General features: G+C 35.7%; 23 protein-coding genes, 2 pseudogenes and 1 riboswitch. Of the genes and pseudogenes, 11 read left to right on the top strand and 14 right to left on the bottom strand.

Going from position 1 to position 24,763, the window contains the following annotated elements:
• The first annotated feature begins 92 nt into the window (after positions 1–92).
• Complete coding sequence (locus tag AC6F34_RS11690; protein WP_500772262.1) at positions 93–2,870, top strand: response regulator; 2,778 nt, start codon at positions 93–95, stop codon at positions 2,868–2,870.
• Between the two features lie 82 nt (positions 2,871–2,952).
• A complete protein-coding gene (locus AC6F34_RS11685; RefSeq protein ID WP_500772260.1) occupies positions 2,953–3,759 on the top strand; it encodes a CheR family methyltransferase in 807 nt (268 codons plus the stop codon).
• A gap of 77 nt (positions 3,760–3,836) precedes the next feature.
• On the opposite strand, the gene AC6F34_RS11680 is transcribed toward AC6F34_RS11685, so the two are convergent.
• A complete protein-coding gene (locus AC6F34_RS11680; protein ID WP_500772449.1) occupies positions 3,837–4,985 on the bottom strand; it encodes a SpoIIE family protein phosphatase in 1,149 nt (382 codons plus the stop codon).
• Positions 4,986–5,376: 391 nt separating this feature from the next.
• On the opposite strand from AC6F34_RS11680, the gene AC6F34_RS11675 reads away from it, so the two are divergent.
• The 3 genes from AC6F34_RS11675 to AC6F34_RS11665 all read left to right on the top strand — a co-directional run bounded on the left by AC6F34_RS11675 (position 5,377) and on the right by AC6F34_RS11665 (position 8,452).
• Positions 5,377–6,738, top strand: coding sequence for an aspartate kinase (locus AC6F34_RS11675; RefSeq protein ID WP_500772258.1), 1,362 nt, complete (start codon positions 5,377–5,379; stop codon positions 6,736–6,738).
• Positions 6,739–6,799: 61 nt separating this feature from the next.
• Positions 6,800–7,384, top strand: coding sequence for a hypothetical protein (locus AC6F34_RS11670; protein ID WP_500772256.1), 585 nt, complete (start codon positions 6,800–6,802; stop codon positions 7,382–7,384).
• Positions 7,385–7,663: 279 nt separating this feature from the next.
• Positions 7,664–8,452 carry a TerC family protein gene (locus tag AC6F34_RS11665; protein ID WP_500772255.1) on the top strand — a complete coding sequence of 263 codons (789 nt, stop codon included), beginning with the start codon at positions 7,664–7,666 and terminating at the stop codon, positions 8,450–8,452.
• Positions 8,453–8,674: 222 nt separating this feature from the next.
• Here AC6F34_RS11665 and AC6F34_RS11660 read toward each other — a convergent pair whose 3' ends face one another.
• Positions 8,675–9,163 (bottom strand): QueT transporter family protein, encoded by a 489-nt coding sequence (locus AC6F34_RS11660; RefSeq protein ID WP_500772253.1) that lies wholly within the window; start codon positions 9,161–9,163, stop codon positions 8,675–8,677.
• 6 nt (positions 9,164–9,169) lie between these two features.
• Positions 9,170–9,214: riboswitch (PreQ1 riboswitch) on the bottom strand.
• A gap of 111 nt (positions 9,215–9,325) precedes the next feature.
• Here AC6F34_RS11660 and AC6F34_RS11655 point away from each other — a divergent pair.
• Together AC6F34_RS11655 and AC6F34_RS11650 are read left to right on the top strand one after the other, a co-directional pair.
• Positions 9,326–9,559: a hypothetical protein gene (locus AC6F34_RS11655; RefSeq protein WP_500772251.1), complete on the top strand. Its 234-nt coding sequence runs from the start codon at positions 9,326–9,328 to the stop codon at positions 9,557–9,559.
• A gap of 65 nt (positions 9,560–9,624) precedes the next feature.
• On the top strand, positions 9,625–9,834 hold the full coding sequence (locus AC6F34_RS11650) for a hypothetical protein (protein ID WP_500772249.1): 210 nt from the start codon (positions 9,625–9,627) through the stop codon (positions 9,832–9,834).
• Between the two features lie 80 nt (positions 9,835–9,914).
• Here the strand turns inward: AC6F34_RS11650 and AC6F34_RS11645 are convergent, their stop codons facing one another.
• The 3 genes and pseudogenes from AC6F34_RS11645 to AC6F34_RS11635 form a co-directional block, all read right to left on the bottom strand.
• Positions 9,915–11,210, bottom strand: a complete 1,296-nt coding sequence (locus AC6F34_RS11645) for a hemolysin family protein (protein ID WP_500772247.1) — start codon at positions 11,208–11,210, stop codon at positions 9,915–9,917.
• A 210-nt stretch (positions 11,211–11,420) separates the two neighbouring features.
• Positions 11,421–11,768, bottom strand: a complete 348-nt coding sequence (locus tag AC6F34_RS11640; protein WP_500772447.1) for a MerR family transcriptional regulator — start codon at positions 11,766–11,768, stop codon at positions 11,421–11,423.
• Between the two features lie 146 nt (positions 11,769–11,914).
• Positions 11,915–12,945: pseudogene (locus AC6F34_RS11635) on the bottom strand (DUF2804 domain-containing protein).
• A gap of 187 nt (positions 12,946–13,132) precedes the next feature.
• Between AC6F34_RS11635 and AC6F34_RS11630 the strand changes: the two are divergent.
• From AC6F34_RS11630 to AC6F34_RS11620, 3 genes are read left to right on the top strand one after another with little or no spacing between them, the layout of a single operon-like run.
• Positions 13,133–13,852: a GTP pyrophosphokinase gene (locus AC6F34_RS11630; protein ID WP_500772245.1), complete on the top strand. Its 720-nt coding sequence runs from the start codon at positions 13,133–13,135 to the stop codon at positions 13,850–13,852.
• A 15-nt stretch (positions 13,853–13,867) separates the two neighbouring features.
• A complete protein-coding gene (locus AC6F34_RS11625) occupies positions 13,868–14,308 on the top strand; it encodes a DUF5392 family protein (RefSeq protein WP_500772243.1) in 441 nt (146 codons plus the stop codon).
• 21 nt (positions 14,309–14,329) lie between these two features.
• Complete coding sequence (locus AC6F34_RS11620) at positions 14,330–14,935, top strand: TetR/AcrR family transcriptional regulator (RefSeq protein ID WP_500772241.1); 606 nt, start codon at positions 14,330–14,332, stop codon at positions 14,933–14,935.
• A gap of 204 nt (positions 14,936–15,139) precedes the next feature.
• On the opposite strand, the gene AC6F34_RS11615 is transcribed toward AC6F34_RS11620, so the two are convergent.
• From AC6F34_RS11615 to AC6F34_RS11575, 9 genes and pseudogenes are all read right to left on the bottom strand, one after another.
• Positions 15,140–15,283, bottom strand: a complete 144-nt coding sequence (locus AC6F34_RS11615; RefSeq protein ID WP_500772239.1) for a lmo0937 family membrane protein — start codon at positions 15,281–15,283, stop codon at positions 15,140–15,142.
• 68 nt (positions 15,284–15,351) lie between these two features.
• Positions 15,352–15,789: a metallothiol transferase FosB gene (gene fosB, locus AC6F34_RS11610; RefSeq protein WP_500772445.1), complete on the bottom strand. Its 438-nt coding sequence runs from the start codon at positions 15,787–15,789 to the stop codon at positions 15,352–15,354.
• Between the two features lie 33 nt (positions 15,790–15,822).
• A pseudogene (locus tag AC6F34_RS11605) lies at positions 15,823–16,437 on the bottom strand (HAD hydrolase-like protein); the annotation flags it as partial.
• A 70-nt stretch (positions 16,438–16,507) separates the two neighbouring features.
• The gene (locus tag AC6F34_RS11600) at positions 16,508–17,671 is read right to left on the bottom strand and encodes a pyridoxal phosphate-dependent aminotransferase (protein ID WP_500772237.1); all 1,164 of its coding nucleotides are present in this window, start codon (positions 17,669–17,671) and stop codon (positions 16,508–16,510) included.
• Positions 17,672–17,993: 322 nt separating this feature from the next.
• On the bottom strand, positions 17,994–18,161 hold the full coding sequence (locus AC6F34_RS11595) for a hypothetical protein (RefSeq protein WP_500772235.1): 168 nt from the start codon (positions 18,159–18,161) through the stop codon (positions 17,994–17,996).
• 98 nt (positions 18,162–18,259) lie between these two features.
• Complete coding sequence (locus AC6F34_RS11590; protein ID WP_500772233.1) at positions 18,260–18,472, bottom strand: helix-turn-helix domain-containing protein; 213 nt, start codon at positions 18,470–18,472, stop codon at positions 18,260–18,262.
• A gap of 9 nt (positions 18,473–18,481) precedes the next feature.
• The gene (locus AC6F34_RS11585) at positions 18,482–18,958 is read right to left on the bottom strand and encodes a DUF2975 domain-containing protein (RefSeq protein ID WP_500772231.1); all 477 of its coding nucleotides are present in this window, start codon (positions 18,956–18,958) and stop codon (positions 18,482–18,484) included.
• A 611-nt stretch (positions 18,959–19,569) separates the two neighbouring features.
• Positions 19,570–20,772: an MFS transporter gene (locus AC6F34_RS11580; protein ID WP_500772229.1), complete on the bottom strand. Its 1,203-nt coding sequence runs from the start codon at positions 20,770–20,772 to the stop codon at positions 19,570–19,572.
• Between the two features lie 15 nt (positions 20,773–20,787).
• Positions 20,788–21,987 (bottom strand): MFS transporter, encoded by a 1,200-nt coding sequence (locus AC6F34_RS11575; RefSeq protein WP_500772227.1) that lies wholly within the window; start codon positions 21,985–21,987, stop codon positions 20,788–20,790.
• 196 nt (positions 21,988–22,183) lie between these two features.
• Here AC6F34_RS11575 and AC6F34_RS11570 point away from each other — a divergent pair, with 196 nt between their 5' ends.
• Positions 22,184–23,869 carry a methyl-accepting chemotaxis protein gene (locus AC6F34_RS11570; protein WP_500772225.1) on the top strand — a complete coding sequence of 562 codons (1,686 nt, stop codon included), beginning with the start codon at positions 22,184–22,186 and terminating at the stop codon, positions 23,867–23,869.
• Positions 23,870–24,763: the final 894 nt, after the last annotated feature.

Here is a 24,763-nt window from a genome sequence, read left to right as displayed (position 1 = left end):
TTTAAAAGTAGAAAATGATACATTAATCAGTCTTGAACTGTTATAGTAAGAGTAGCGTTTATTTTGTTTTTACTGTGCGGGAGGTCTTAATATTGGGCTTTAAGAAAAAACAAATTCTTGGATTAGGATTAACAGTTTTTTTCTTGCTATTGCTATTATCTATAATTCTTATGATGGTCAACTCAGTAAAGGAAAATTTATTAGAAGTTGTTCAACAAAGATATGAGAAAGTAAGAATTACAACGGAAATTCAAGAAAGCTTTAGTTTACTAGATCGCCAAGTATTTAATGTGGTTACAAATCAGGATCTTTTAAATACAAATTCGTTAAAGCAAATCATTGATGAAAATGAAGTTGTGATTCAACAGAACTTCGATATTCTCAATGAAACAATTAATACAGAAGAAGGTAGAAATGTATTTAATGAGCTCCAAAGATTGTATGCATCGTATTTTGCAATGAAAAATCAAATCATGGAGTTAGTAGATGAAACGACGGAAGAGCAGTTAGTACAAATGTACTTTGATGGGCTCGATAATCGAAATTCTTTAGTTGCATCGCTTGGTGAATTTAAGTCGATTCAAGAGCGTTTAATGGATGATGCAATGCATGAATCAAACACTAGTTACACAGAAATGGTCATTATGATTATTGCTGCCATTATAGGTGCAATTGCTTTCATTGCTATCGTAACATTGTGGGTTATACGCAGTACAACAAAATCGGTTAATACGATTACTGAAGGGATAAAAAATGTAGATTTTGACAATCTGACTGACCTTCCAAGAATTGCTGTCGAATCGAATGATGAAATTGGGGAAATTTCCAAGGCATTTAATTCAATGGCTACATCATTAGAAAGATATTATGAAAAAGAAGCACAATATACGGAGAAAATTACAGAACAGAATTGGATCCAAGCGAAATCAGCATTAATTGTTGGTTCCTATAGTCGTTATGTATCCGTATCTGAGCTTGCAAAAAACTTTTTAAACAAAGTAACGATGACAATAGGAGCAAATTTAGGTGTCTTCTATGAAAAATCACAAGAAGGTGAAGAGGTTTTATACAAAAAAGTTGCTACGTATGCAGGGGAAGGAAAAACAAACAATAAAGAATTCTTTGTCCCTGGAGAAGGCTTAATTGGACAATGTGTCATTGATAAAGAACTGATCCTTTTAGAAAATGTCGAGGAAGATTTACATGTAATCTCAACAGGTTCTGCAACGATTAAACCTAGCAACATCATGATTGTGCCAATTCTGTTAAATGATGATGTGTTAGGTGTCATTGAGTTAGCAAGCATAAAACCATTTACACATGCACATAAAGAAGTTGTTACAGATGTTGTTGAAACATTAGGGTTTGCTCTAAACAATATTGTTGGGAGAATGGAGATCGTTCGACTTCTGCAGGAATCCCAGGCGCAATCTGAAGAACTACAAACTCAGTCTGAGGAGCTACAGTCACAATCAGAAGAAATGCAGACGCAATCAGAAGAGCTTAGAATTATTAATGAACAGCTTGAAGAGCGGACGAGAGACGCTGAAATGAAGGCTGAAGAATTGAGATATGCGAAGGAAGATTTGGAGGAGAAGGCAAAAGAACTAGAGCTCAGCTCTCAATACAAATCAGAGTTCCTTGCGAATATGTCACATGAGCTAAGGACACCGTTAAATAGTATCCTTCTGCTATCGGAAATGTTAGAAGAAGATCCAGAGAATGGGTTAACAGATGAACAAAAAGAGTTCTCAAAAGTAATTAATACATCTGGTCAAGAGCTGTTAAACTTAATCAACGATATTCTAGATTTATCGAAAGTTGAAGTTGGTAAAATCGAAATTACGTTTGAAGAAGTGAACTTGAAAGATTTTTCGGATCGAATTTCACTGCACTTTAACCAAATTGCTAAGCATAAAAATCTACAGTTTGATGTAAAATTTGATGATGAATTACCGGAGGTTTTCTTTACGGATGAACAGAGATTGCAGCAGATCGTGAAGAATCTCCTATCAAATGCCTTCAAGTTTACAGATCAAGGTGGGGTCACCTTGAAGTTATCAAAAGCTGAAGAAAAAGAGTATAGTCATATGAAGATGAGTGGAAGCTCGTCTGATTGGTTAAAAATCACTGTTTCAGATACAGGAATTGGAATACCGTTAGATAAGCAACGAATCATCTTTAATGCCTTCCAACAAGTGGATGGTGCGACAATGAGAAGATTCGGTGGTACAGGACTGGGCTTATCTATATCGAAGGAATTTGCAAATCTGCTAGGCGGCATGTGTAAAGTTGAAAAAAGTGAAGAGGGAAAAGGCAGTGTATTCTCCCTATATATTCCTAGTCTTCCGGATGGAAAGCCAATCGTAGTAGAAGAAGATCAGGCGATCATTGAGGCTGCTGCGGCAACGGATGAGGACCTTGCAATAGTTGACGCGATTGAGCAAAAACAAGAAGAAGTCGAGAAGCATGAGAAGAAACCAGCCTTTACAGAGTTGAAAGACAAAACAGTGGTTGTGGTTGACGATGATAGTAGAAATATATATGCAATTCGTAATGCCCTAGAAAAAGAGGGGATGAACGTTATCACCTGTCAAAACGGAATGGAATGTCTAGATAGATTAGACTCTAACCCTTCTGTAGATCTAGTTTTAATGGATATAATGATGCCAGTCATGGATGGATATGAAACAATGAAGCGTATACGAGAACAAGATGTGTTTCAAGACCTCCCAATCATTGCTTTAACTGCAAAGGCAATGAAAGGTGATCGAGAAAAGTGTATGGAGGCAGGAGCATCTGATTATATTAGCAAGCCATTGAAGTTAGATCAGCTTTTATCTGTGATGAGAGTATGGGTGACAGCATAGATATTTTCCAATTTTATAGATTAGAATTCTTTTCAAAGGGAAGATAATGAGGGTAAATGTAAAAAGAATTGGGGAATGATTGATGAATCGTGAAGAACTAGAACTCGATTTATTATTAATCGCTGTTTATAAGTTATCAGGGTATGACTTTCGTCAATACATGCGTACATCGATTATGAGAAGGGTTCAAAATCGAATGAGACTAGAGATGCTATCAACCATCTCTAGTCTTACAGATAAGATCATTCATGATGATGCTATGTTGAAGAAATTGCTAAGTGACTTTTCAATTAATGTAACTGAGATGTTTCGTGACCCTTGCTTCTTTAAATCATTCCGTGAGGAAGTGGTTCCGCTGCTAAATGAATTACCGGAAATTCGAATTTGGCACGCAGGCTGCTCTACAGGCGAGGAAGCCTATTCAATGGCGATCTTAATGGAAGAAGAAGGACTTGGTGATCGCACAACCATTTATGCAACAGATATCAATGAGAAAGTGTTAAAAAATGCTGAAAGTGGAACGATTCCATTAAATAAAATGCAATTATATACAAAAAATTACATTTTATCAGGTGGGAAAAGCTCATTTTCCGAATATTATACTGCTGACCGTAATACAGCGCATCTGAAAGATCACTTACTTTCGCGGATTCTATTTGCTCAGCATAACTTGGTGACAGATCGATCATTTAATGAATTTCACGTGATCATATGTCGCAATGTCCTAATTTACTTTAATCTTTCCTTACAGCTCCATGTATTGAGTTTATTTAGTGAAAGCTTAACATCAGGTGGTTTTCTTGGCTTAGGCAGTAAAGAGGCGATACGAGCAGAAATGGACTTATTTAATTCCTTTAATGGGCGAGAAAAAATCTATGTGAAAAAATAGTCTACACATTCATCTTCATAAAAAGTGGCGTAGTTCATTGAACTATGCCACTTTTTTATGTTAGTTTTCTTGATTGTTTAAAGATCTTTCGCTTGTATTAACACAGCACACATGTCGTCACCTGCGTTTTCTTGCTGCTCTTCTGTTAGTAATAGTTGGATCGGCTGTTGAGGCTGTTCAGTATGCTTAAGAATAGCTAATGATTCTTGCATTATTGCATAGGCATCTTTGCCGTCTTCCTCTAAGGTCTCCTGAATACCATCTGTTATTAGCATTAATTTAAATTCTTCATGATAATGAATCGATTGTTTTTCTACTTTTAATTCATCAAAGAATCCAATCGCAGTAGTATTACTTTTAAGCTCAACTACAGTGCCTCCATCAACAAGAGCAACTCCTGCTGGATGACCAGCATTCACATAATCAATTGTTTTCTCTTTAAGGTCTAAGACGAGGTAAATGCAAGTAAAGTAATAGGTGAATTGTCGATTTCTTGTATTTAAGAAGTTCATCCACCGATTTAATTCTTTCATAACATATTCAGGATCGCTGTCTGTTCTAATTGCATCACGCAATACTGAAGAGATAAACATACATACGAGTGAAGCTGAAATTCCGTGGCCCATCATATCAAGCTGTATCGCGGCATATCGATTATCGTCTAACTTTCTCCAGTAATAAAGGTCACCAGCTAAGTTATTCGCTGGCAAATAAGAAGCTTGAATTTGTAACTGATCAGTAATGATCGGTTCGCTTAACATGCTAGTTTGTACCTGTGTGGAAAGTTCCAACTCTTGTTGCATCTTCAATTCTTGTTCCTTATGCCAATCCTTTTCAACTTTTAGACGCAACGATACACGAATTCTTGCGAGTAGCTCCACTTTGTTAATTGGTTTCATCACATAGTCCATCGCACCAGCGTCAAGCGCCTCAGCTACCTTATTTGAATCCTCTAGCGCAGTAATGAAGATAATTGGGATATCACGAAATTGCTCTTTGCTTTGGAGGATTTTACATGCCTCAATCCCGTCCATTTCAGGCATCATTATGTCCATCAAGATGATGTCAGCCTTATTTCCTGATGAGATTTGAGAATCATCTTCTAAATAGGTGAACATCTCCATTGCCGAGGTAAAGCTAATATAATTATGTAAGCCAGCCCGCTTTAAAATATTCTTGATTACAAATAGGTTTGTTTCGTTATCATCAACGATTAAAACTCTCATATTTGCTACTCTTTTCATCACTTGAATAGCTCCTTCTATGTAACAGTTTACAATGCTCTTTACTCCTAACTATAAACTTTTCAATAAAAAATAAATACAGTTTTATTGAAAACAATATAAAAAATTTCAAAATAGGTTTTTAATGATTGTTTCCCGGGAATCAAAAAGATGGATGTAAAAAACAAAGCCCTTAATAATATGTGTGAATGCGCTTGATAGAAGTGGATGATTGCATAGAAGGTAGAAAATACTCACAATAATTCATTATATTGATAGAAAGAATGTCCTCTTTAGAAATACAAATGTTCACACATAACGGAAAAACTTCTTGAATCTTTTAAATTATAGCGTAAAATAAGAAGTAAATTTTCTTATGATTAGGGGATGCTTTATGAAAGTTGCTAAGTTTGGTGGATCGTCATTAGCTACTGCTAGGCTAATTGACAGAGTTTATAAAATAGTTTCGTCAGACTTATCTAGAAGGATCATCGTTGTATCCGCTCCAGGAAGAAGGGAGCCTTCAGATGAAAAGATAACAGATGTCCTTATCCGATGTGTTAATAAAAAGTTACAAAATCAACGATTTGATCGTGAACTTGAATATATTTTAGAACGTTATTTTCAAATAGCGAATGAGTTGGAATTACCAGCATATATTTGTGAAGAGATTAAACATGATTTCGAAAGCAGGTTTGAAGCAAAATCAATGAATCCAGCACAGCTCATTGATTTAGTGAAGGCTGGAGGAGAGGACAATATGGCAAGATTGGTCGCTTGTTATTTTAAAAAAAGCGGTCTTAATGCTTCATATATGAACCCAAAGGTTGCTGGCATGTATGTAACAAATGAGCCGGGGAATGCTCAAGTACTACAGGCAAGTTACTCCTTGCTTTCGAAACTAAGAAAGGTGGAGAAAGTCATCGTTTTCCCAGGTTTTTTTGGATATGGTGAAGATGGAAATGTGTATACTTTTTCAAGAAGTGGATCAGATGTTACCGGTTCGATCCTAGCAAACGCAGTGGAAGCTGATCTATATGAAAACTTTACTGATGTGGATGCTGTTTTTACTGTTAATAGAATGTTTGTTGATCAACCAAAAGAAATAAGGGAGTTAACATACCGCGAAATGAGAGAACTATCTTATGCTGGTTTTACCGTGCTCCATGATGAAGCATTGGAACCAGCGTTCAGAGCAGGAATACCAGTTCATATAAAAAATACAAATAACCCGTCTTCGTTAGGGACGAAAATTATGAAAAACCATTCAGGAAGCCATGAGCCTGTAATTGGTATTGCAAGCGATCAAGGCTTTTGTAGTATTTACGTTCGAAAATACTTATTAAATCGAGAGATTGGTTTTGGAAGGAAACTGCTAACAATCTTAGAAGAGAACGGCATTAGTTATGAACACTCACCTTCGGGGATTGATGATATCACAATTATTCTTCGTGAAAATCAACTGACAACGCAAATAGAGAAAGTAATAATAGAACGTATTAAAAATGAGCTTGGTGCCGATGAAGTAGAAGTACAGCATCATTTAGCATTAATTATGGTTGTTGGCGAAGGAATGAGAAGAAATGTAGGGACGATGGCAAGAGCTGCGAAGGCACTTGCTGAAGCCGCTGTAAACATTGAAATGATTAATCAAGGCTCCTCTGAAGTAAGTATGATGTTTGGAGTAAAGGTTGTAGATGAATCGAGAGCAGTTCAAGCTCTTTATAATGAATTTTTTGCTGCAGTCCCAGTATAAAAAAGCATATAATCTTTCAATTTAATCAAACTAATTGTATTAAATTGAGAGGGGATAGATAATGAATATTCGGTACTTAAGCTCTCTATTACTAGCAGTTCTTATGTTTTTTTCTTTTTCAACTTCCACCATTGCAAGTCAAACAATAAGTCACCATGATCAATTGAGGAAGCTTTGGAGCGATCATACGTTTTGGTCAAATCGACTATTCATAAGTATATTTGAACATGTCAGTGATGAAGAGCATGTGTATGAGCGTCTGATGAAAAATCAAGAGGAAATTGGAGCAACTCTTTCAAGGAAATATGGAAAAGAAAAAGTAAGTGAATTTACAAGCTTGTTAAAGAATTATATTAGCATTACGAGAAACTTTGCTTATGAGGCAAAAAAAGGGAACCAGGCCAAATTGAACGAAATAAAGCGTGCATTATATCAAAGTGCAGATGAACTAATACTTTTTCTAACTTTGTTGGATGCAACAATCGATAAGAAAATCGTTAAAACGTTCTTCTATAATCAGGTAGAAGCGGCAGAAAAAAATATGGCCGCGATCATCGTAAAAGATTGGGATTATGAGATCACAATTTTTGAGGAAGAATTGATCAATACGTTAAACTTTGCTGATTATTTATCACAACATTTATAATAGTTGACGAGGAGATTTCTTCCTTATATAATAAAGACATCAAATTAAATATTGTCTCCTAAAGGGGAGTAGCTTTTACAGCAAAGTCGTCAATTCAGAGTGTGTTCCACTCTCGGCTTTGTTGGCAACCATATTCGTTGTTAGCAAGACCTTTACCTATATTTATGGTAGAGGTCTTTTTGTTTTTAGGTCTCTTACCATAGATTGGTAGAGACCTTTTTTCGTTTTTGCAACTTGCATTTGAAATTGGAGACATACTATTTTTAGGAGGAAGAAAAGATGGAATTATCAATTTTACTCGAATATGGCTGGGTGTTACTTTTACTTATTGGTTTAGAGGGTCTCCTAGCGGCTGACAACGCACTTGTTCTTGCCATCATGGTAAAACATTTACCTGAAAAAGAAAGAAAGAAAGCTCTATTCTACGGGCTAGCAGGGGCATTTGTCTTCCGTTTTGCTTCATTATTTGTTATCTCATTCTTAGTCGATGTTTGGCAGGTTCAAGCAATTGGAGCACTATACTTACTCTTTATCGCCATCAATCATATTTTAAGAAAGATTTACGGAAAGAAAATTGCTAAAGAAAACATAAAAGAAGAAGCGAAAGAGAACAAGTCAGGATTCTGGATGACTGTCTTTAAGGTTGAGTTAGCTGATATAGCATTTGCGGTTGATTCAATTTTAGCAGCAGTTGCATTAGCAATGGCATTACCAGATTCAGGACTACCACAAATAGGTGGATTAGATGGTGGTAAATTCATCGTTATCTTCTTTGGAGGATTAATTGGATTAATCATCATGCGATTTGCAGCAAATATCTTTGTTACCTTGCTTCAAAAACGACCTGGATTAGAAATTGCAGCCTTTGCAATTGTTGGTTGGGTAGGGGTTAAACTAGCTGTATACACATTATCACATCCAGCATTGGGAGTTTTGCCATATGACTTTGCACACTCAACTGCGTGGAAAGTAACATTCTATTCTGTTTTAATCTTAATTGCACTAGCAGGCTGGTTCTTGTCAAAAGAAAAACCGGTAGAAGATCTTGTTGAAAAAGAAAAAGAGTAACACAAAAAGCTGATTTAATACCAGCTTCAGATTATTGCTAAACACTTGCATACGTCGTTGTTCCTGTTCTATTCGGGTCTTCAATCGACTGTGCGCCTAAGTCTGACAAGCGTTTTCGAGATATTCTGAGGGTTTCCTTATTAGTGAAAATGCTTATAAAAAATGTAGACAAAGTCGGAAATTGACTTTGTCTACATTTTTATGTTGGTGATACCAGATTTTTCACTTTTGTAGCAATTGATCAAGCTGTACTCGTTTGTTCAGAGCCAACATAATTGGGATCGTTAAGAGTAAAACTCCGAACTCACCAACAGCAGCTGTTGCATAGGAGAACCAGAATGGTAAACCATATGCAAGATTTAGCATTAGCGCGATGATCCACATCATAGCTGTAAACACGATTGTCGTAACGAGCATCTTCCCGCGTACACTATGAACATAGCGACTAATGAAAATCACAATTAATAAAGAAATCACTGAATGGGCAACACCAAAAGTAATGTCGTATATCATTGTAGGTGAAAATAAATTTGTAATAAAAACGCCAATTACAACCCCATAAAAGTATTTCGGGTTAAAAACGATTAGATGATTAAACATCTCTGCGATTCGGAATTGGACTGCCCCAAACGTTAATGGATGGATTAATAAAGACACTGCTACATAAAGTGCGGCAATAATTCCGTTCACAACAAGTGTGCGATTATTCATTCTATTCTCTCCTTAGTTTTTTAGCGTGGGATGGTTTCGAACCACGTCATGCATTCGTTATCATAGCAAGAAATGCAAAATGGAGCAATAGGTAATTACAGACGAACTACTTATATTTTGGTATAATTACGGTAATAAATTACTATTATGGAAGGTGATCAAATGGATGATTTTGTAGGGTTGGTAGCAGTAATATTGGTGTTTGCAATACCGATTACGGCAATTTTAACTACTCATATGCGTAAGCATTCAATGATAAAGCTTAAAATGGTCGAAGAGCAAGTGAAGCTTGAAGAGCTTAAGCAAAAGAATTTCTTGATTGAAACGGAGAAAATGAGAGTGGAATTAGAGCAGCAATTGAAGCTTGGAGAAAATAAGGATAAAATCACATTCTGATTTTGCTATAATGGGCATTGGACGCGAAAATTGCCTCCACACTCAAAGATATGGAGGTGCAAAAAATGCAAAAAAGATGGTCAATTCATCAAATTAAAGAGTTCGTTGAAAGCAATTCTGAATCTAAACTGCTCACTACAGAGTATAAGGGTTTTTCTCAGAAGCTTCAATTTCTATGTGCATGTGGTAACCCGTTTGAAAAAACATTTACGAAGTTTAAAAACAATCATCAGCGTAAATGTGAAGTTTGCCAACCACCAAAAGCATCACGGTAAGAATTGGTTCGCCTATGAGTCCTAATTTATAGAAAGAAAACATCCATGTTGCACTATTGCAACATGGATGTTTTTAAAATTTACACTCTTTTCACTTCAATATAGTGGATATGGTGACCGTCAATTTCTGCTACGATAAATTGCAAATCTTCAATTTCGATTTTGCTACCAAGTTTGGCATCAAAGTTTTGTGTTAAGAACCATCCACCAATTGTATCAATCTCATCAGAATCAAGCTCAATATTCAGAAGGCTGTTAACATCTTCAATAAGAAGTTTTGCATCTAAAATATAGTGATGCTCTTTAATTTTGCGGATTTCAGGTATTTCATCTTCATCAAATTCATCACGGATTTCTCCAACGATTTCTTCGATAATGTCTTCAACCGTAACAAGTCCCGACGTCCCACCATATTCATCCATTAAGATTGCGATATGGGTTCTTTCTTTTTGCATTTTGACAAGCAAGTCTTGAATAGGAATCGTTTCAATAACACGTATGACAGGGCTGATGAAACTTTTTAAGGACAAACTCGTAGGATTTTTCTCGTGTATATTTGCTGTTAGAAATTCTTTGATATTAATAAACCCTAATACATTGTCTTTATCGCCATCAGCAACAACAGGATATCGAGTGTAGCGTTCTTCTTTAACAATCTCCATAATCTCTTCGAAAGACTCTTCTGCAGAAAATGCAACAATCTCTGTACGAGGAACCATGATTTCTTTTGCTAATCTTTCGTCAAATTCAAAGATGTTATTCATATACTTTAATTCGTTTTTATTAATTTCACCGCTTTTATAGCTCTCGGATAAAAGCATGCGTAGCTCTTCTTCAGAGTGCGCTAATTCATGCTCAGAAGCAGGCTTTAAGCCAAAAAGCCCAACTAATAAACGTGCAGCACCGTTTAAGAACCAAATAAATGGATACATTAAGCGATAGAACCAAATAATTGGTCTCGCAAAAAGGAGAGTGACAGCTTCTGCCTTTTGAATCGCAACCGTTTTAGGTGCTAATTCACCTACAACTACATGAAGGAATGTTACTAAACCAAAAGCAATTCCAAATGATAGTAAGTGCGTAATGGTAGAGGATAGTTCCATTTCTACAAACAGTGGACGCAATAAGCGTTCAATTGTAGGCTCACCTAACCAACCTAATCCTAATGCTGTTACGGTAATACCGAGCTGACAGGCTGATAAATATTCATCAAGATGTGTAATAACTTTTTTAGCTGCTATTGCACTTTTATTTCCTTCTGCTACGAGCTGATCAATACGTGAAGTACGCACTTTTACAATGGCAAACTCTGTAGCCACGAAAAAGGCAGTTAAAGCAATTAATAATGCGATAGATAATAAGTTGATAATTGTCAATGTGTTGCCTTACAGGAAGTAAGGCATGCACCTCCTAAATGGATGGATTTTCTTTGTGAACATTGACCATCGTGCATAGGAGCTTAAGCTGAACAATATGGTGTATGAAAAAGGTCTTTTTTTAAAAAAGCTGCCTGTCCTGCCCTAGTAGTTTTTCCTTACAAAAATAAATTACACAAGATTAAACTTGCATAATTTTTCATTTGTTGTTCATTTTAGTAATAGAAGCAGTGCTTGAATTAATGACATGCTTTCGTTTGAGACTTGTTTTTTAAACTTTTCATAATTCTTTTCATCGGTTTGGTTTAAATGTGATAGAACTTCATCCACTTCATCCTTCAAACCCTTTATTTTCAAACGCAATTCTAAGACGTCTACTTCTTCGGCGTTTGAGAGGTCCATTTCCATGAGAGATTTTCTAATTTGCTGTAAGGACATTCCATCACTTTTACAGCTTTCAATAAAATGCAATCTTTCAATAGCGGAAGATGGATAGTAACGATAGTTTGAAGGTGAACGTTCTGCTTCAAGCAATCCAATGTTTGTATAGTGATCAATTGTTCTTTTAGTTACATTTGCTTTTTCGGCAAGTTCTCCTATTTTTAACTTCTCGTTCCCAATGTAATACCTCCAAACTAATACGTGATACTTTAATTATAAATCTCGATTTTTATTCTGGCAATGGAAATGTTTCGTATTGCGAATCACCAGCGATTGTGGACTCTTTCTGCAAAGCCAAGTAGATTTTTAATATGAATAGGGGTCCCGTCATCGAGTGTTACAACACCTGAAAAAGACCCAAACACTTGGTGTTGGTCACTGCTGATGATTCCTACTGAGGTACGATCTTTGCGGTCAATAATTGGTTTGAAATCCAATTGGAATCGATCATCATTAGAAGAAAATTTCCATGGTGAAAGATAGTCAAATTGTCCATTGATTGTTGGAATATGGAAAGTAACTTCATCAAGCTTATGTGCTTTTCCATTATAAAAAAGCATGTTTTCTGATGCTGCACTCGTGTCGCCAAAACCGTAGCCAATATTAAAACCAAATGGTTCATGATCAATGAGACCGGAAGCAGACCCCCAATACCATGTATTGTTGTACGTCCAAACCCCACGCCCCCAATCGAGTGTTGCGAATGTAGTAGATGGTTGGAAGTGAATCGTTGTATCTCCTAATTTTGCATAGCCATCCGCCTTTATACAATTGATTTTTTGATTGTAGTAAAAAGCTTAGGGTCTTCTTTAAACGGTGTTGCAATCACAATTGAGTCATCTGGTTCGTCGCATAAAATAAACTCACATGAAAAGTCTTTGCCCTCGTAAAAGTTTTTCATGTTGCATGAAAGTCTGCGACCAGCTTTTTCATGAATGAAGCTCATATCAACTTTCGCATCATGAAACAAAACATCGCCAATAATAGAGCTACTAGGCAAGCCAATCTTACCTAAAGTAAGGAACTTCATAACGCTTTTAGTTTTAAACCACTTCTTCTTAAAGTCGATTAGTGATGCACTAATTAGGCCCATATAAGAATTATCCGCAACTGTTAATGCAACTGCGTAATCGTCATTCATGATTAAGTAATAGTCCCACTCTTTTATTCTGAATTTGTTCGCCTTAATTCCAGTTCGAGAATAGTCTAGAAGCATCGATGTTGCATAGCCAGCTTGAGTCAGCTGACCATTTTTATCTAAAAGCTTCTGCCTTGTAGTAATTTTATTTTGCACGGGGAACCCTCCCAATACGTTTTTATTATCATTATAGCAATCTCCTTTTCATGTTAACTAGATTATTAAAGTTCACTCTGATAAAAATGACAATCTGTCACTTATTGTTTGACGTGATGACACGATGTCATGTAAGATGAAAGCAAGAAGTGACACGGTGTCACCAATGGATGGAGGCTAGATCCAAATGCAAGTGATTTCTTCAGTGAATGACATAAAAAGAGATTTAGTTCGTTTTATGATGTCTTATAAATTTGCGCTAGATGAAATGAATACTAAAATAAATATATTAAAGCAGGAGTTCCAATATATTCATGATTACAACCCGATAGAGCATGTAACATCTCGTTTGAAAACACCGGAAAGTATTTTTCATAAGGTGAAAAGAAAAGGCTATGATATGACCTTGGAGTCGATTAAGGAGAATGTTCGTGATATTGCAGGAATCCGCATTACCTGTTCCTTTATCTCAGATATATATGAAATAAAGAAGATGCTAGAAAATCAAAAGGACATACATGTTATTGAATGCAAGGATTATATTGCGAATAAAAAAGAAAATGGTTACCAGAGCCTACATTTAATTATCCAAGTTCCAGTGTTCATGTCAGATAGAGAAGATTTGGTTAACGTTGAGATTCAAATTCGAACGATTGCGATGGATTTCTGGGCAAGTTTAGAACATAAAATCTACTATAAATACAATCAAGACGTTCCACAAAAGATTAAAACAGAGCTACGACAAGCGGCAGATTCTGCATTCATGCTTGATCAAAAAATGGAAGCGATTCATAAGGACATGATGATGATCAAAAATGAGAAGTCTGTTGAAAATAACGAGAAGATGTTGTTGGATCAAAACGTTCAGATTCCTTATGAGTGGTTGAAGGCTAATTTATTGAAATAGGAGTGGTGAATTCACGTGAAAAAGGCACCAGAATTGCCTAGTTATGTTCAACAAGAATTAAAAAAAGTAGATGAGAAAATATATCCGATTATGAAAAAAGCAGCAAAGTTTGCGCTCGTTTCTTACCCGCTCGTTTTGCTTTCAATTATTAACCTATTTTTGATTTTTTTCGTTGCGACAGATATGGAGAACTCCTTATTTACGATTATCCTTTATGCTGTTTTCGGAGCAATTGGATTAGCTCTGTTAAAGGAAGTAAAGCTATTAAGGAAGTCAGCTGCTGAAAAAACACTTCAGCATATCATCAATCGCATTAAACATAGCGGTGATGTAACTGATGAAGTGAAAACTCAATATATTTGGTTTATAAAAGAACAACCAGTACAAATGATGAATCATTTTATTGATTTCTTAAAAGAAGAAAAAAGGTCGAGACTACATTCGTACGGCTCTTAATGTATGTTGGAGGAGAATAGTTTGCCAAAGATTACTTTTTATAACTTACCTGAAGATAAACGACAAAAATTAATAGAATCGATTGTTGCAGAATTTTCTCGTGTGCCTTTATATCAGGCATCGATTACGAATATTATTAAGGCGGCAAGTATCCCACGTGGAAGTTTCTATCAATATTTCGATGATAAGGAGGATGCATTTTATTACTTACTAGAAGAGCATGTGAAGGAAAATAAGCAGCTCTTTTCTTCTGAATTAACAGCTCATAAAGGGGACTTATTTAAAGCAATGGTTGCTTTTTATGGGCAGATCATTGTTGAGGAAAAGAATGTTCATTTCCTACGAAACATCTTCTTAAATATGACCCATCAAGTAGAATCGGTCTATTCACGAAGCTTCACAGCAAATCCTGACCGAAAAGACAGTATTAAGAAATTAGTAGGAATGATTGATCTCTCAAAATTAAATATTGAGAATGAACAGCAGCTCTATCAAATGATGCAAATCATCTCAGCAGTAACGTTGAGGAGCATTATTGATAAATTTGCAAAGGAACGTTCGAGTGAAGAAGCAATTCAAATGTATGCTTCAGAGATCGATTTATTAAAAAAAGGATTAGCAAAATAACATAAAAAATTAGACAAAGTCAAAAATCGACTTTGTCTACATGTATTAAAAATGCTTTAAATATGAAAAAACCTCAGAATTAATGTAAAAATTTTCCTGATTAGTCTTCCAGTCGAGTGAATGACATAATGCATATACAAGGACATCTTTAAGCGGTTATTAATAGTCTAAAGAGCAGTCTACCGAGTGTAGACTGCTCTTTAGTCATTTCCGTGTTCCTTGGAATAAACGAACAATTAATAAAATCAGAGCAATGACAAGTAAGATGTGTACTAACCCACCAGCAATTTCGAACGTGAACCCAAGTAACCATAAAACTAATAATACAACTAATATAGTCCAAATCATATGATCTCTTCCTTTCGGGGTAGTTAAGTATATCGTACCCTGAACGATCTGATTTGAAACAATATCATTCAAACATAGAAACTGAAATGCTTTTTTTCATGCTTATAATAGTGCATTCGATTGTGTAGCGTGCCTGTATGAAATTCAAATTTATGTCCATCAGGATCGGTAAAGTAAATCGATTGTTTATCTTCTTCATGTCGTGTACGGCTCTGTAAAATATTCACGTTTAAAGCTTGTAAATGTTGAAGAGCTTTTGAAAATTCTTGTTCACGTATGGAGAAGGCTAAATGAGTATAAGAGTATTTAATCTCCTCCCTTGGAATCTCAGTTTCTTCGTTCAATGCAAGCCATAACCCATTCAAGTCAAAATATGCGGTCGTACGTCCTTTAGCTAACAATTTTGCTTTGAATACTTGCTGATAAAAGCGAATGGATCGACTTAAATTTGAGACGGATAGTAGAAGGTGGTTAATGCCATATGTGTTGTAGTCAGGCTGTTTCATCTCCAAAAGAACATGCTGTAAATCTTCAACTGATTCGCAAATTTTTAATGAGGGACAGCTGGATAATTCTTCAATGCTCCCATATCCGTATGAGACTGCTATTGATTCAATCTCAGCGCTTAGCGCACCAATCAAATCATGTTTGCGGTCTCCTACCATCACAAAAGCTTCCTTTTGAAAAAGGGGGTAATGCGAAAGCACTTCATTGATGATTTCTCCTTTGTTTATGTGTCTCCCGTCGAAGTGGCTTCCTATAATAACATCAAAGAAGTGATCGATTTGAAAGTGAGCCAAGATTTCTTTTGCAAATTCAGTGGGTTTAGATGTAGCAACAGTTAAAATGAATCCATTAGTTGATAGTGTATGCAACATTTTTATGATGCCAGTATATAAATGGTTTTCAAACATTCCGATATCTTTATAGCGCTCTCGGTAATAGCTTATTGCTTCTTCAATTTGATCGGCGGAAAATTGAAAGTGTTTTGCAAAAGATTCTTGGAGTGGGGGACCGATAAAGTCTTCAAGTGCGGAAGAGTTTACCTCTTTTATGTTCATTCTATCGATTGCATACAGTACTGATTGAATGATTCCTTTTTTGGGATTCGAAATCGTGCCATCCAAATCAAATAAGATTACTTTTTTATTCATATCGTTACCTCCTAGTTCATAGTCGGTTGTGAAGGGAGAGAAAAAGAAGGCAGGAATGCTGCCTTCAGCGTTAAAACAAATCCAACTTTTCAATTCGTCTGATCGCTTCAATAAGTATAGGCTCCTCTACAAGTAAACCAACACGAACGTATCCTTCTCCGTACGTACCAAATCCATTGCCACTCGCAACAGCTACATCTGCATGATCAAGTAAGTAATCAGAAAAAGTTTGACTTGTAAAACCTTGTGGTACTGGTAACCAAGCAAAGAACGAACCCTTAGGTGCTTGGACTTCCCAACCAATTCGATTGCATTCTGCAATAAGTGTATTTCTACGTTCTTCGTATCTTTCAACTAAATCAACAACACATTGCTGGCTGTCAGTTAAAGCACTCACTGCTGCATGTTGGACAGCGGGAAATATGCTAACAAAGAGGTGGTCTTGTATCAAATTCAAGGCTTCAATGATCTTCTTGTTTCCAACAGCAAAGCCAATGCGCCAACCTGCCATATTGTAGGTTTTAGACAATGTATACATCTCGACGCCAATCTCTTTTGCACCAGGTGTCTCTAAGAAACTAATTGGCTTCTTCCCATCAAACCCAATTGCTCCATAGGCGAAATCATGAAGTACTGTCACTCCATGCTTAGTAGCAAGCTCAACCGTTTCTTCGAACATATCCTTTGTAGCGATTGCTCCGGTTGGATTATTCGGATAGTTTAAATAGAGGAGCTTTGCTTCTTCTAATTTATCCTCACCAATTGAGTCATAATCAGGTAAGAACTGATTCTCTTCTATTAAAGGAAATGTTTCATAGCGGACGTTTGCAAGCACGGCACCGGATACATAATCTGGATAACCAGGGTCAGGGAGCAACATCAGCTCTCCTTCATTCATAAGACACATAGGTAATTCAACTAGTCCAGTCTTTGTCCCAAACATGATTGCAACTTCAGTTTGTGGATCAATTTCAACATTGTATTCACGTTTATAAAAGTCCGCACAAGCTACTTTTAATTCTTCAATTCCTCGGAAAGGTGAATATTTATGTGTCAGAGGGTTTGAGGCAGCTTCCTGTAATGCTTTTACAATATGCTCTGGGGTTGGCTGATCAGGGTTCCCTTGACCAAGATTAATTATATTTCTTCCTTCTGCTGTCGCTTTTGCTACTTTCTTAACAAGAGCAGCAAAAAATTGATCTGGAAGGTTTTTAAGTTTATTCGAAAATTCCATGCTTCATCCACCTTTTCATTAAATCATTTGCAATTTTAACACACATTGTAAGTGTAACATTCTAAAAAGTCTAGTAACTTTTTATTTGTAATGAATTGTTTTTTAGAAAAGATTCCTAGAGTAGAATAATCATAGCCAAAAAAAGAGCAGCAATCATTATAAATTGAGCGGAATTTTGGTAAAAGGGGCAGTATCTAATCGTGAGTTGGACAGTGTAATCGCAAGTCCATATGTTAAACGAAAACTCACTAAAATTCTCTTGCGAATACTTCCTATAAAAATGTAAACAGCGAACCGCATCATGGCGGTTCGCTATTTTTGACTAAAAAGGTTTATTAGGCTCGTAATTTGGCTGATGGTTGTTTGCTTCTAGTTGTGCACTCTTCTCCAATGTTTCTGTTACACTTTCTTCTTGAGCAAATTCAGTATCAGTTTTATGCTGCTGAGGTTGTTCTGTGTTTGTTTTTTGATAAAATGGTTTCTTTGGCATAAAATTTCCTCCTTTATTTTCACACCAGTATCCTTCCCTAAAGCAACCTATTTATTCAGCAGAGGTTTATCCGAAAAATCTAGTCAAAAAAGATGAGGTCATTCCTCATCTTTTTGATATTCAATAATATCTCCTGGCTGACAGTCGAGTGCTTTGCAAATTGCTTCTAATGTGGAGAAACGAATAGCCTTTGCTTTGTCATTTTTTAAAATTGATAAGTTAGCCATTGTAATACCTACTTTATCCGATAGTTCTGTTACACTCATTTTGCGTTTTGCTAGCATCACATCGATATTAATTATAATCGGCACATCGTCACCTCAGATTGTCAGTTCATTTTCAGATTGGATTTCAATGGCATTTTTTAATAACTCTTGAAGAATGCCACTAAAAACAGAAATAACAATGGAAGCAAAAATTATGGAGATTCCCAGTAACAAGATCCCTGGATGCATTGCATTTTGTGTAGTTAGAAATATTGATCCGATTAAATAGCAAAAAACAATTGCTCCCCCACTATGCTTGATCCTTTGTAATGAAAAAACAGCGGCTTGAGAAAATGCCTTGTTCATTTTAATTAGTTTTAGTAAAAGTAAACAATGATACAAACCAAAATAAAAGGGTATAGTCGTTGCATACATTCCAATTAAGATCGGGTATTTCAAATAGGAAAATTCCGGGAATAATTCTGTAGTTGTATTGGCCATATAAGGGAGCCAAAAAAGACAGAGTAGAAAGACGACTATCCCAATAAATAACGTTCCACCGAACAAAATTCGAATTGAAAAATTCTTCATAAGCGCCTCCTTTTTCTTACATTATATGCAATTATTTATTGATTATCAATAAAAAAATATTGAATTTCGGAGAAACTAATATTTGCGCTTAAAGAATAGGTGAAGTGAATGTGGAGATTTTGCATCCTAAAGCTCGATCAGCGAATTGCAATAGGGAAGGCGTTATATACAAGTAAGCGGTATATACAATGGCTTACAGAATAGAAGGAACTATTCTAATCATCTCTAAAAAGAATTATTGCCCTACAAAATTATGGAACATAAAACGCTGTTATTAAGGCAGCTTAAAGATGTTGATATGAAGTATCAGTACAAAAAAATAACTAACTTAAAATTGGCAGTGGAAAGATTAAATGGATTATTAATTCAACCAGGAGATGTTTTTTCTTATTAGAGGGACATTGGTAGAACAACTAAGAAAAAGGGATATGTAGAAGGAATGGTGCTTCATTATGAAAAAATTCACATATGTAGTAAGTGGTGGGCTTTGTCAGTTTCAAGACATTCTGAGGGTTTCTCTTATTATCAAATAGGACTAAGAAAAAAATGTAGACAAAGTCGGAAATCGACTTTGTCTACAATCAAGCGCAGAAATAATTATCTACGCTTTTTTAGTTTTCCTGTTGATGATACCCATGCTGCATATAGAATCGATCCTTTCGTCCATGAAGGAAATAATAAACGACGGCAACGATTAAGATGAATAGTACGGTAATCATGTAAAGAGAACGGTAACCAGTCAACGGAATAACAAACCCTAGTAAGTAAGGCCCGAACCCTAATCCTGCATCAAGGAATATAAAGAATGTAGATGTTGCAAGCCCCATTCGATGAGAGGCCGTTCTCTTTATCGCAATAGCTTGCGTACAAGATTGCATATTCCCAAACCCCAGACCGATTAAGAAAGCAGAAAGGAGTAGCATCGTCCCATTTGTTGCTAAGCTAAGAACCAGCATGCCAATAGCATATAGCAGAAAGGCTGGGATCATGACGAGATTTGCCCCTTTGCGATCCAGAAGTCGACCTGTAAATGGGCGGGATATTAAGACGGAAATAGCATAAAACAAAAAGAAAAAACCTGCTGCTTCAACTAGATCGATCTCAATTGCATAAAAGCTAATAAAAGAAAGGATGCTGGAGTAACTAAGAGCAATTAACAGTGTAACGGTTGCAATTGGAATCGCTTTTGGTTCGATAAAGGTAGAAAGTCCAAAGCCAAGCTTCTTACCTTGATCAAACTCTACCTTTGGAACATGAACAAAGAAGGCAGAAACTAATGTTACTAAGCTGATAATGAAACAAAATAAAAACAGGAATTGGTTAGTATGATTTTGTATTAAAAATAATCCAATAAGGGGACCGATTGCCGTTGCTAACGTTGAGCTCATACTAAAATAGCCAATACCCTCGCCTTTTCTTGAATTTGGAATGATTTGTGCAACAATCGTTCCACAAGCAGTGCTTGCAAATCCTAATGTTATTCCGTGTAAAAATCGATTAATTAATAGAAACGTAAGATTGATCTCGACTAAGTAAAGCAGTGTCGTTAATGAGAAAAAGAAAAGACCGAGAAACAACGTTTTCCTTCTCCCGATCACATCAATTTTTCTCCCTATATAAATCCTTCCAATTAATACACCGATAATAAAAATTCCTGTAACAAGACCAGCCTCACTCGTTGAAGCATTGTATGTATCGACCGCATACAATGCAACAGTGACCATAAGTAAGAAAAAAGTAAACGTAAGAAAAAAGTTAACTGTGGAAACCATGATGAAATCTCTCGTCCATAGTCGCTCTAGCTGCTGCTTCATTTAGTATGGCCTCCTTTATAATGATAGTTGTTTTTCAGGCGTAATTCCTTTTGTGTTTTTAAACAGAAGGATGAAAAGGAACGTAAGAATGATCGACACAGCTCCGAAAAGAACGGACATATATTGAAGTCCAATTGTGTCGAGTAAAAATCCAGTGATAAGTAAGACAACTTGGAAAATGACACGATCTAGCATATTTCTAAATGAAAAGAAACGACCGTGGTATTCCTTCGGTATCTTAGTTTGGAAAATGGTTACTGCTGTTGGGAAGAAACAGCCAATAGCAAAGCCGAAAATAATAAACGCAATCAAGCTCAGTGCTGGTACATCGGCAAAGTATAAGATCATTTGTGACAGACCGATAATAAATGAAAATGAAAAGAGAATTGTATAGGGCGATAGGATAGTGTTGACCTTTTTGACCATAAATGCGCCAAACATAAAGGCAATTCCTTCAGCTGTATAAATCCATCCTTTAATTGCGGTACTGTCTTGAAGCTCACTAATATTGATGACAAGTAAATTAAACCCACCTAAAAACAGTAGAGGAACTAGTGTAAGAATGAGGGTCATTGTTACAACTGGCAAGCTTTTTAGTACAGGAAATACTTCTTTAAATCCACCTGAGTGAGCATTTTTAGAGCTCGTTTGTTCTCCCTCATCGATTTTGAGTAGAAAGGTAAAACCGAATAATATGACATACGCAAGTAACGATAACAAGTATAATTGTGATAATGGTAAAATAACGATCAACATCCCTGCTAATGCTGTTCCAACAATTCTAGAAACCGTTGCTACGTTCATATGAACACCATTCATTTGTAACAAGTCTTTATCAGAAACAACGAGTGGAATGGCTGCTTGTAATGCAGGAAAATAAAAGGCAGCAGATATTTGTAGCATAACTAAGAAGACAATCATCCATACAATTGAGCTTGTTTCAATGGCAACAAGCATGAAGAGAACGCTAATCGCTCTTAAAGCTCCTGAAGCTAACATCACCTTCTTTTTATCAAGCTGATCCGTAATTTTACCAGCTAATGGACCAACGGCAATACCCGCCAACAAACCAGCCGCTAAAATTAACGATTTTACAAAATCAGATGGTACCATTGCTTGCATAAACTCAAGGTTGCCAATGATTCCAATCCATAAACCCATGCCAGCTACGAATTCTCCGGCTAACAATATCCATACATTTCGATTTGTCCACATATTTATATAATCCCTCTCGATGTAAAATATTTCGCCTCTCTAACATACCACCAAAAACAGTATTTGGCATTAAAAATATTCTATAAATACAATAGGGTTTTAGATGAAAATAGAAGTTCACAATAGTTTCGAAATATTTAATATAATCATTGTTTTCTTGCCTATTTTTTATCGGATAATAGGATGGGGTGATTGTATGAAACTGAGACTTTTTGGGAAATTAAGTATCTTAGTAGTAGGAATTATGATTTTTTTAGTCGGCATTACCGGTATGATTTTATATGAAGAAGTAACCAGTGGTATGAAGGCAGTGGCAACTGAAAAGGCGAAAGGAGATATGCGACTAGGCTACGATTATATTAATGAAGCGTTTCCCGGAGAATGGGAAATTCGTGGAGGGCAATTATATAAAGGAGATTATGTGATAAATGATGATACTAAGATTGTTGACCACATTGGTGAGCAAACGGGGAGTACTTATACGTTCTTCCAACTGAATGAGAGAATCTCAACAAATGTGATGATTGATGGAGAACGAGCGATAGGCACTGAAATGTCGAAAGAAGTTGCTAGTGTTGTTCTTGAAAAGGGTGAACAATACTTTGGAGAAGCAAATGTTGCTGGCTATCAATATCAAACAGCTTATATGCCTCTTAAAGATGGAAATGGAGAAATTGTAGGGGTTTTTTATGCTGGGGCCTCACAATCGATGATCCAAACAGTGTTAACAGGATTTGTTACAAAGTTTTTTATCACATTTCCGCTATTATTATTGGTGGCATTATTCTTAGTCTTCATTTTTATTAAAAGATTAAACCGTAGGCTAAAACCTTTGTTAACAGCGATGGAAGCTGCTGGAGAAGGAGATTTTTCTATGAAAGTCACTGATCATGGCAGTGATGAAATTAAGGATATAAGCAGAGGTTTTAATCAAATGAGTAAAGATATGCGTGATATCCTGCAAGAAGTTATGTTTACTTCAGAGCAAACCGCTGCTTCTTCAGAACAATTAACAGCAAGTGCTGAGCAAACTACGAAAGCTACAGAGCAAATAAATGAGAGCATACAGCAAATTGCCTCCGATTCAGAAGACATGGTTACACATATGAAAGAAAGTGTATTATCAATAGAAGAAATCCAATCTCGGATGACTGGAATTGAAAAATACTCAAAAACAATCTTACTTGCTAGTGAAGAAACTGAAAAGCAAGCAAATCTTGGAGCAAAGCTTGTTACTGGTACGGTGAAACAGATACAAGAGATCGATTCAACGGTCACAATTAGCGAATCACATATAGAAGCATTAGCTGGTCATTCAGAACGAATTGGACAAATAACAGAGACCATGTCAGCTATTGCTGAACAAACAAATTTGCTTGCATTAAACGCAACAATAGAAGCTGCTAGGGCAGGGGAGAATGGCAAAGGATTTGCTGTTGTAGCGAGTGAAGTCAAAAAACTGGCGGAGCAATCACATCGCTCATCCACACAGATTGGTGAATTAATTACAGAAATAAGTGGGGCGATGTTACAAACAAAAGATTCCTTTAACGAGGTTCGGACTGAGGTAGCAGAGGGATTGACAATTGTAACGAAGACAGAGAAAAGTTTTAATGAAATCAATGAAAAGAAGGACGTTTTAAAGAAAGAAGTACAAAGTATGTCTAAAGAAATTGTGAATGTAAGTAAGAATACGAAGAATGTTATTGATAAAATTTATTCATTGGAGGAACTTTCAAATAAGTCCTCTTCATATTCGCAAAGTATAGCTGCATCAGCAGAAGAACAACATGCTTCTATGGAAGAAATCTTAGCATCTTCAGAAGCATTGTCAAAGATAGCAGAAGATAATCAACAGAGAATTAATCGCTTTACTCTATAAAGTTCTAAAAAACTTACGAGGCACAACCGTCGTAAGTTTTTTAGTTGAAAAGGGAATGATAGGTGATCTTTTCTTACAATATGAGGATATATTTTGTTATGAAATAGAGAATGATTATGTCCTTGATGGTCTACGAACTTAATCATTGCTGATTCAACAAACTCAAAGTCTAGAAAAAGTCAGGAGGTATTGGTATTACTGTCTTCATTTATAGCCTTACAACCCATTGGTAATTGGCATCTTCAATGTCACATGATGTTCCATTATTGTTGAGCACCAATATGATTACACCTTGGGCTTTTTGTATTTTAAAAAAGGTATGAAAAAATAATAATATAAAAAAAAATTATTTTATATATATGAATAAAATGATGATTTTTCTATTAAGTATGAATAGTAAACAAAGAGACGAACTATGAAGAAAGTCATTTTTAGAATTCCTATAAATAAGGAATTTGTATTATAACAGATTACGATAATTTGGATAAAAAAGGGTTAAGGGAGATTAGTAGCTAAAATTAAAATTCTTTTATATGTAAACAATTTTTAGATTCTCCTTAACATATGATTTAATCCTATTTTGTTTATCGGAATAAGTATATTACCCTTAAAGGCTGTATTAATAGGTTTGTGTAATTGTTTCCTTTTATAAAAATGATGAAAATAAAAGTTTCTAAACGGAAACGAGATGGATTTATTTCTATACATTTCGTAAGACAAAATAGATTTATTATTTAGAAAATTTGAAACATTGTGTTGACTAGCAAATGTGAAGTCGATAAAATACAACATATAATGTTATATGAAATGACATCAGGAACCTCATATTTATTATTTCTGTATATTTTAGGAAATGGAGCTAAGTCTGTTTTAATACAGATTTCGCATATAAAC

The organism is Niallia sp. CD-39, assembly GCF_059874745.1.
Note: the sequence above shows the minus strand (reverse complement) of the source record. Positions and strands in the feature narration are given on the sequence as shown.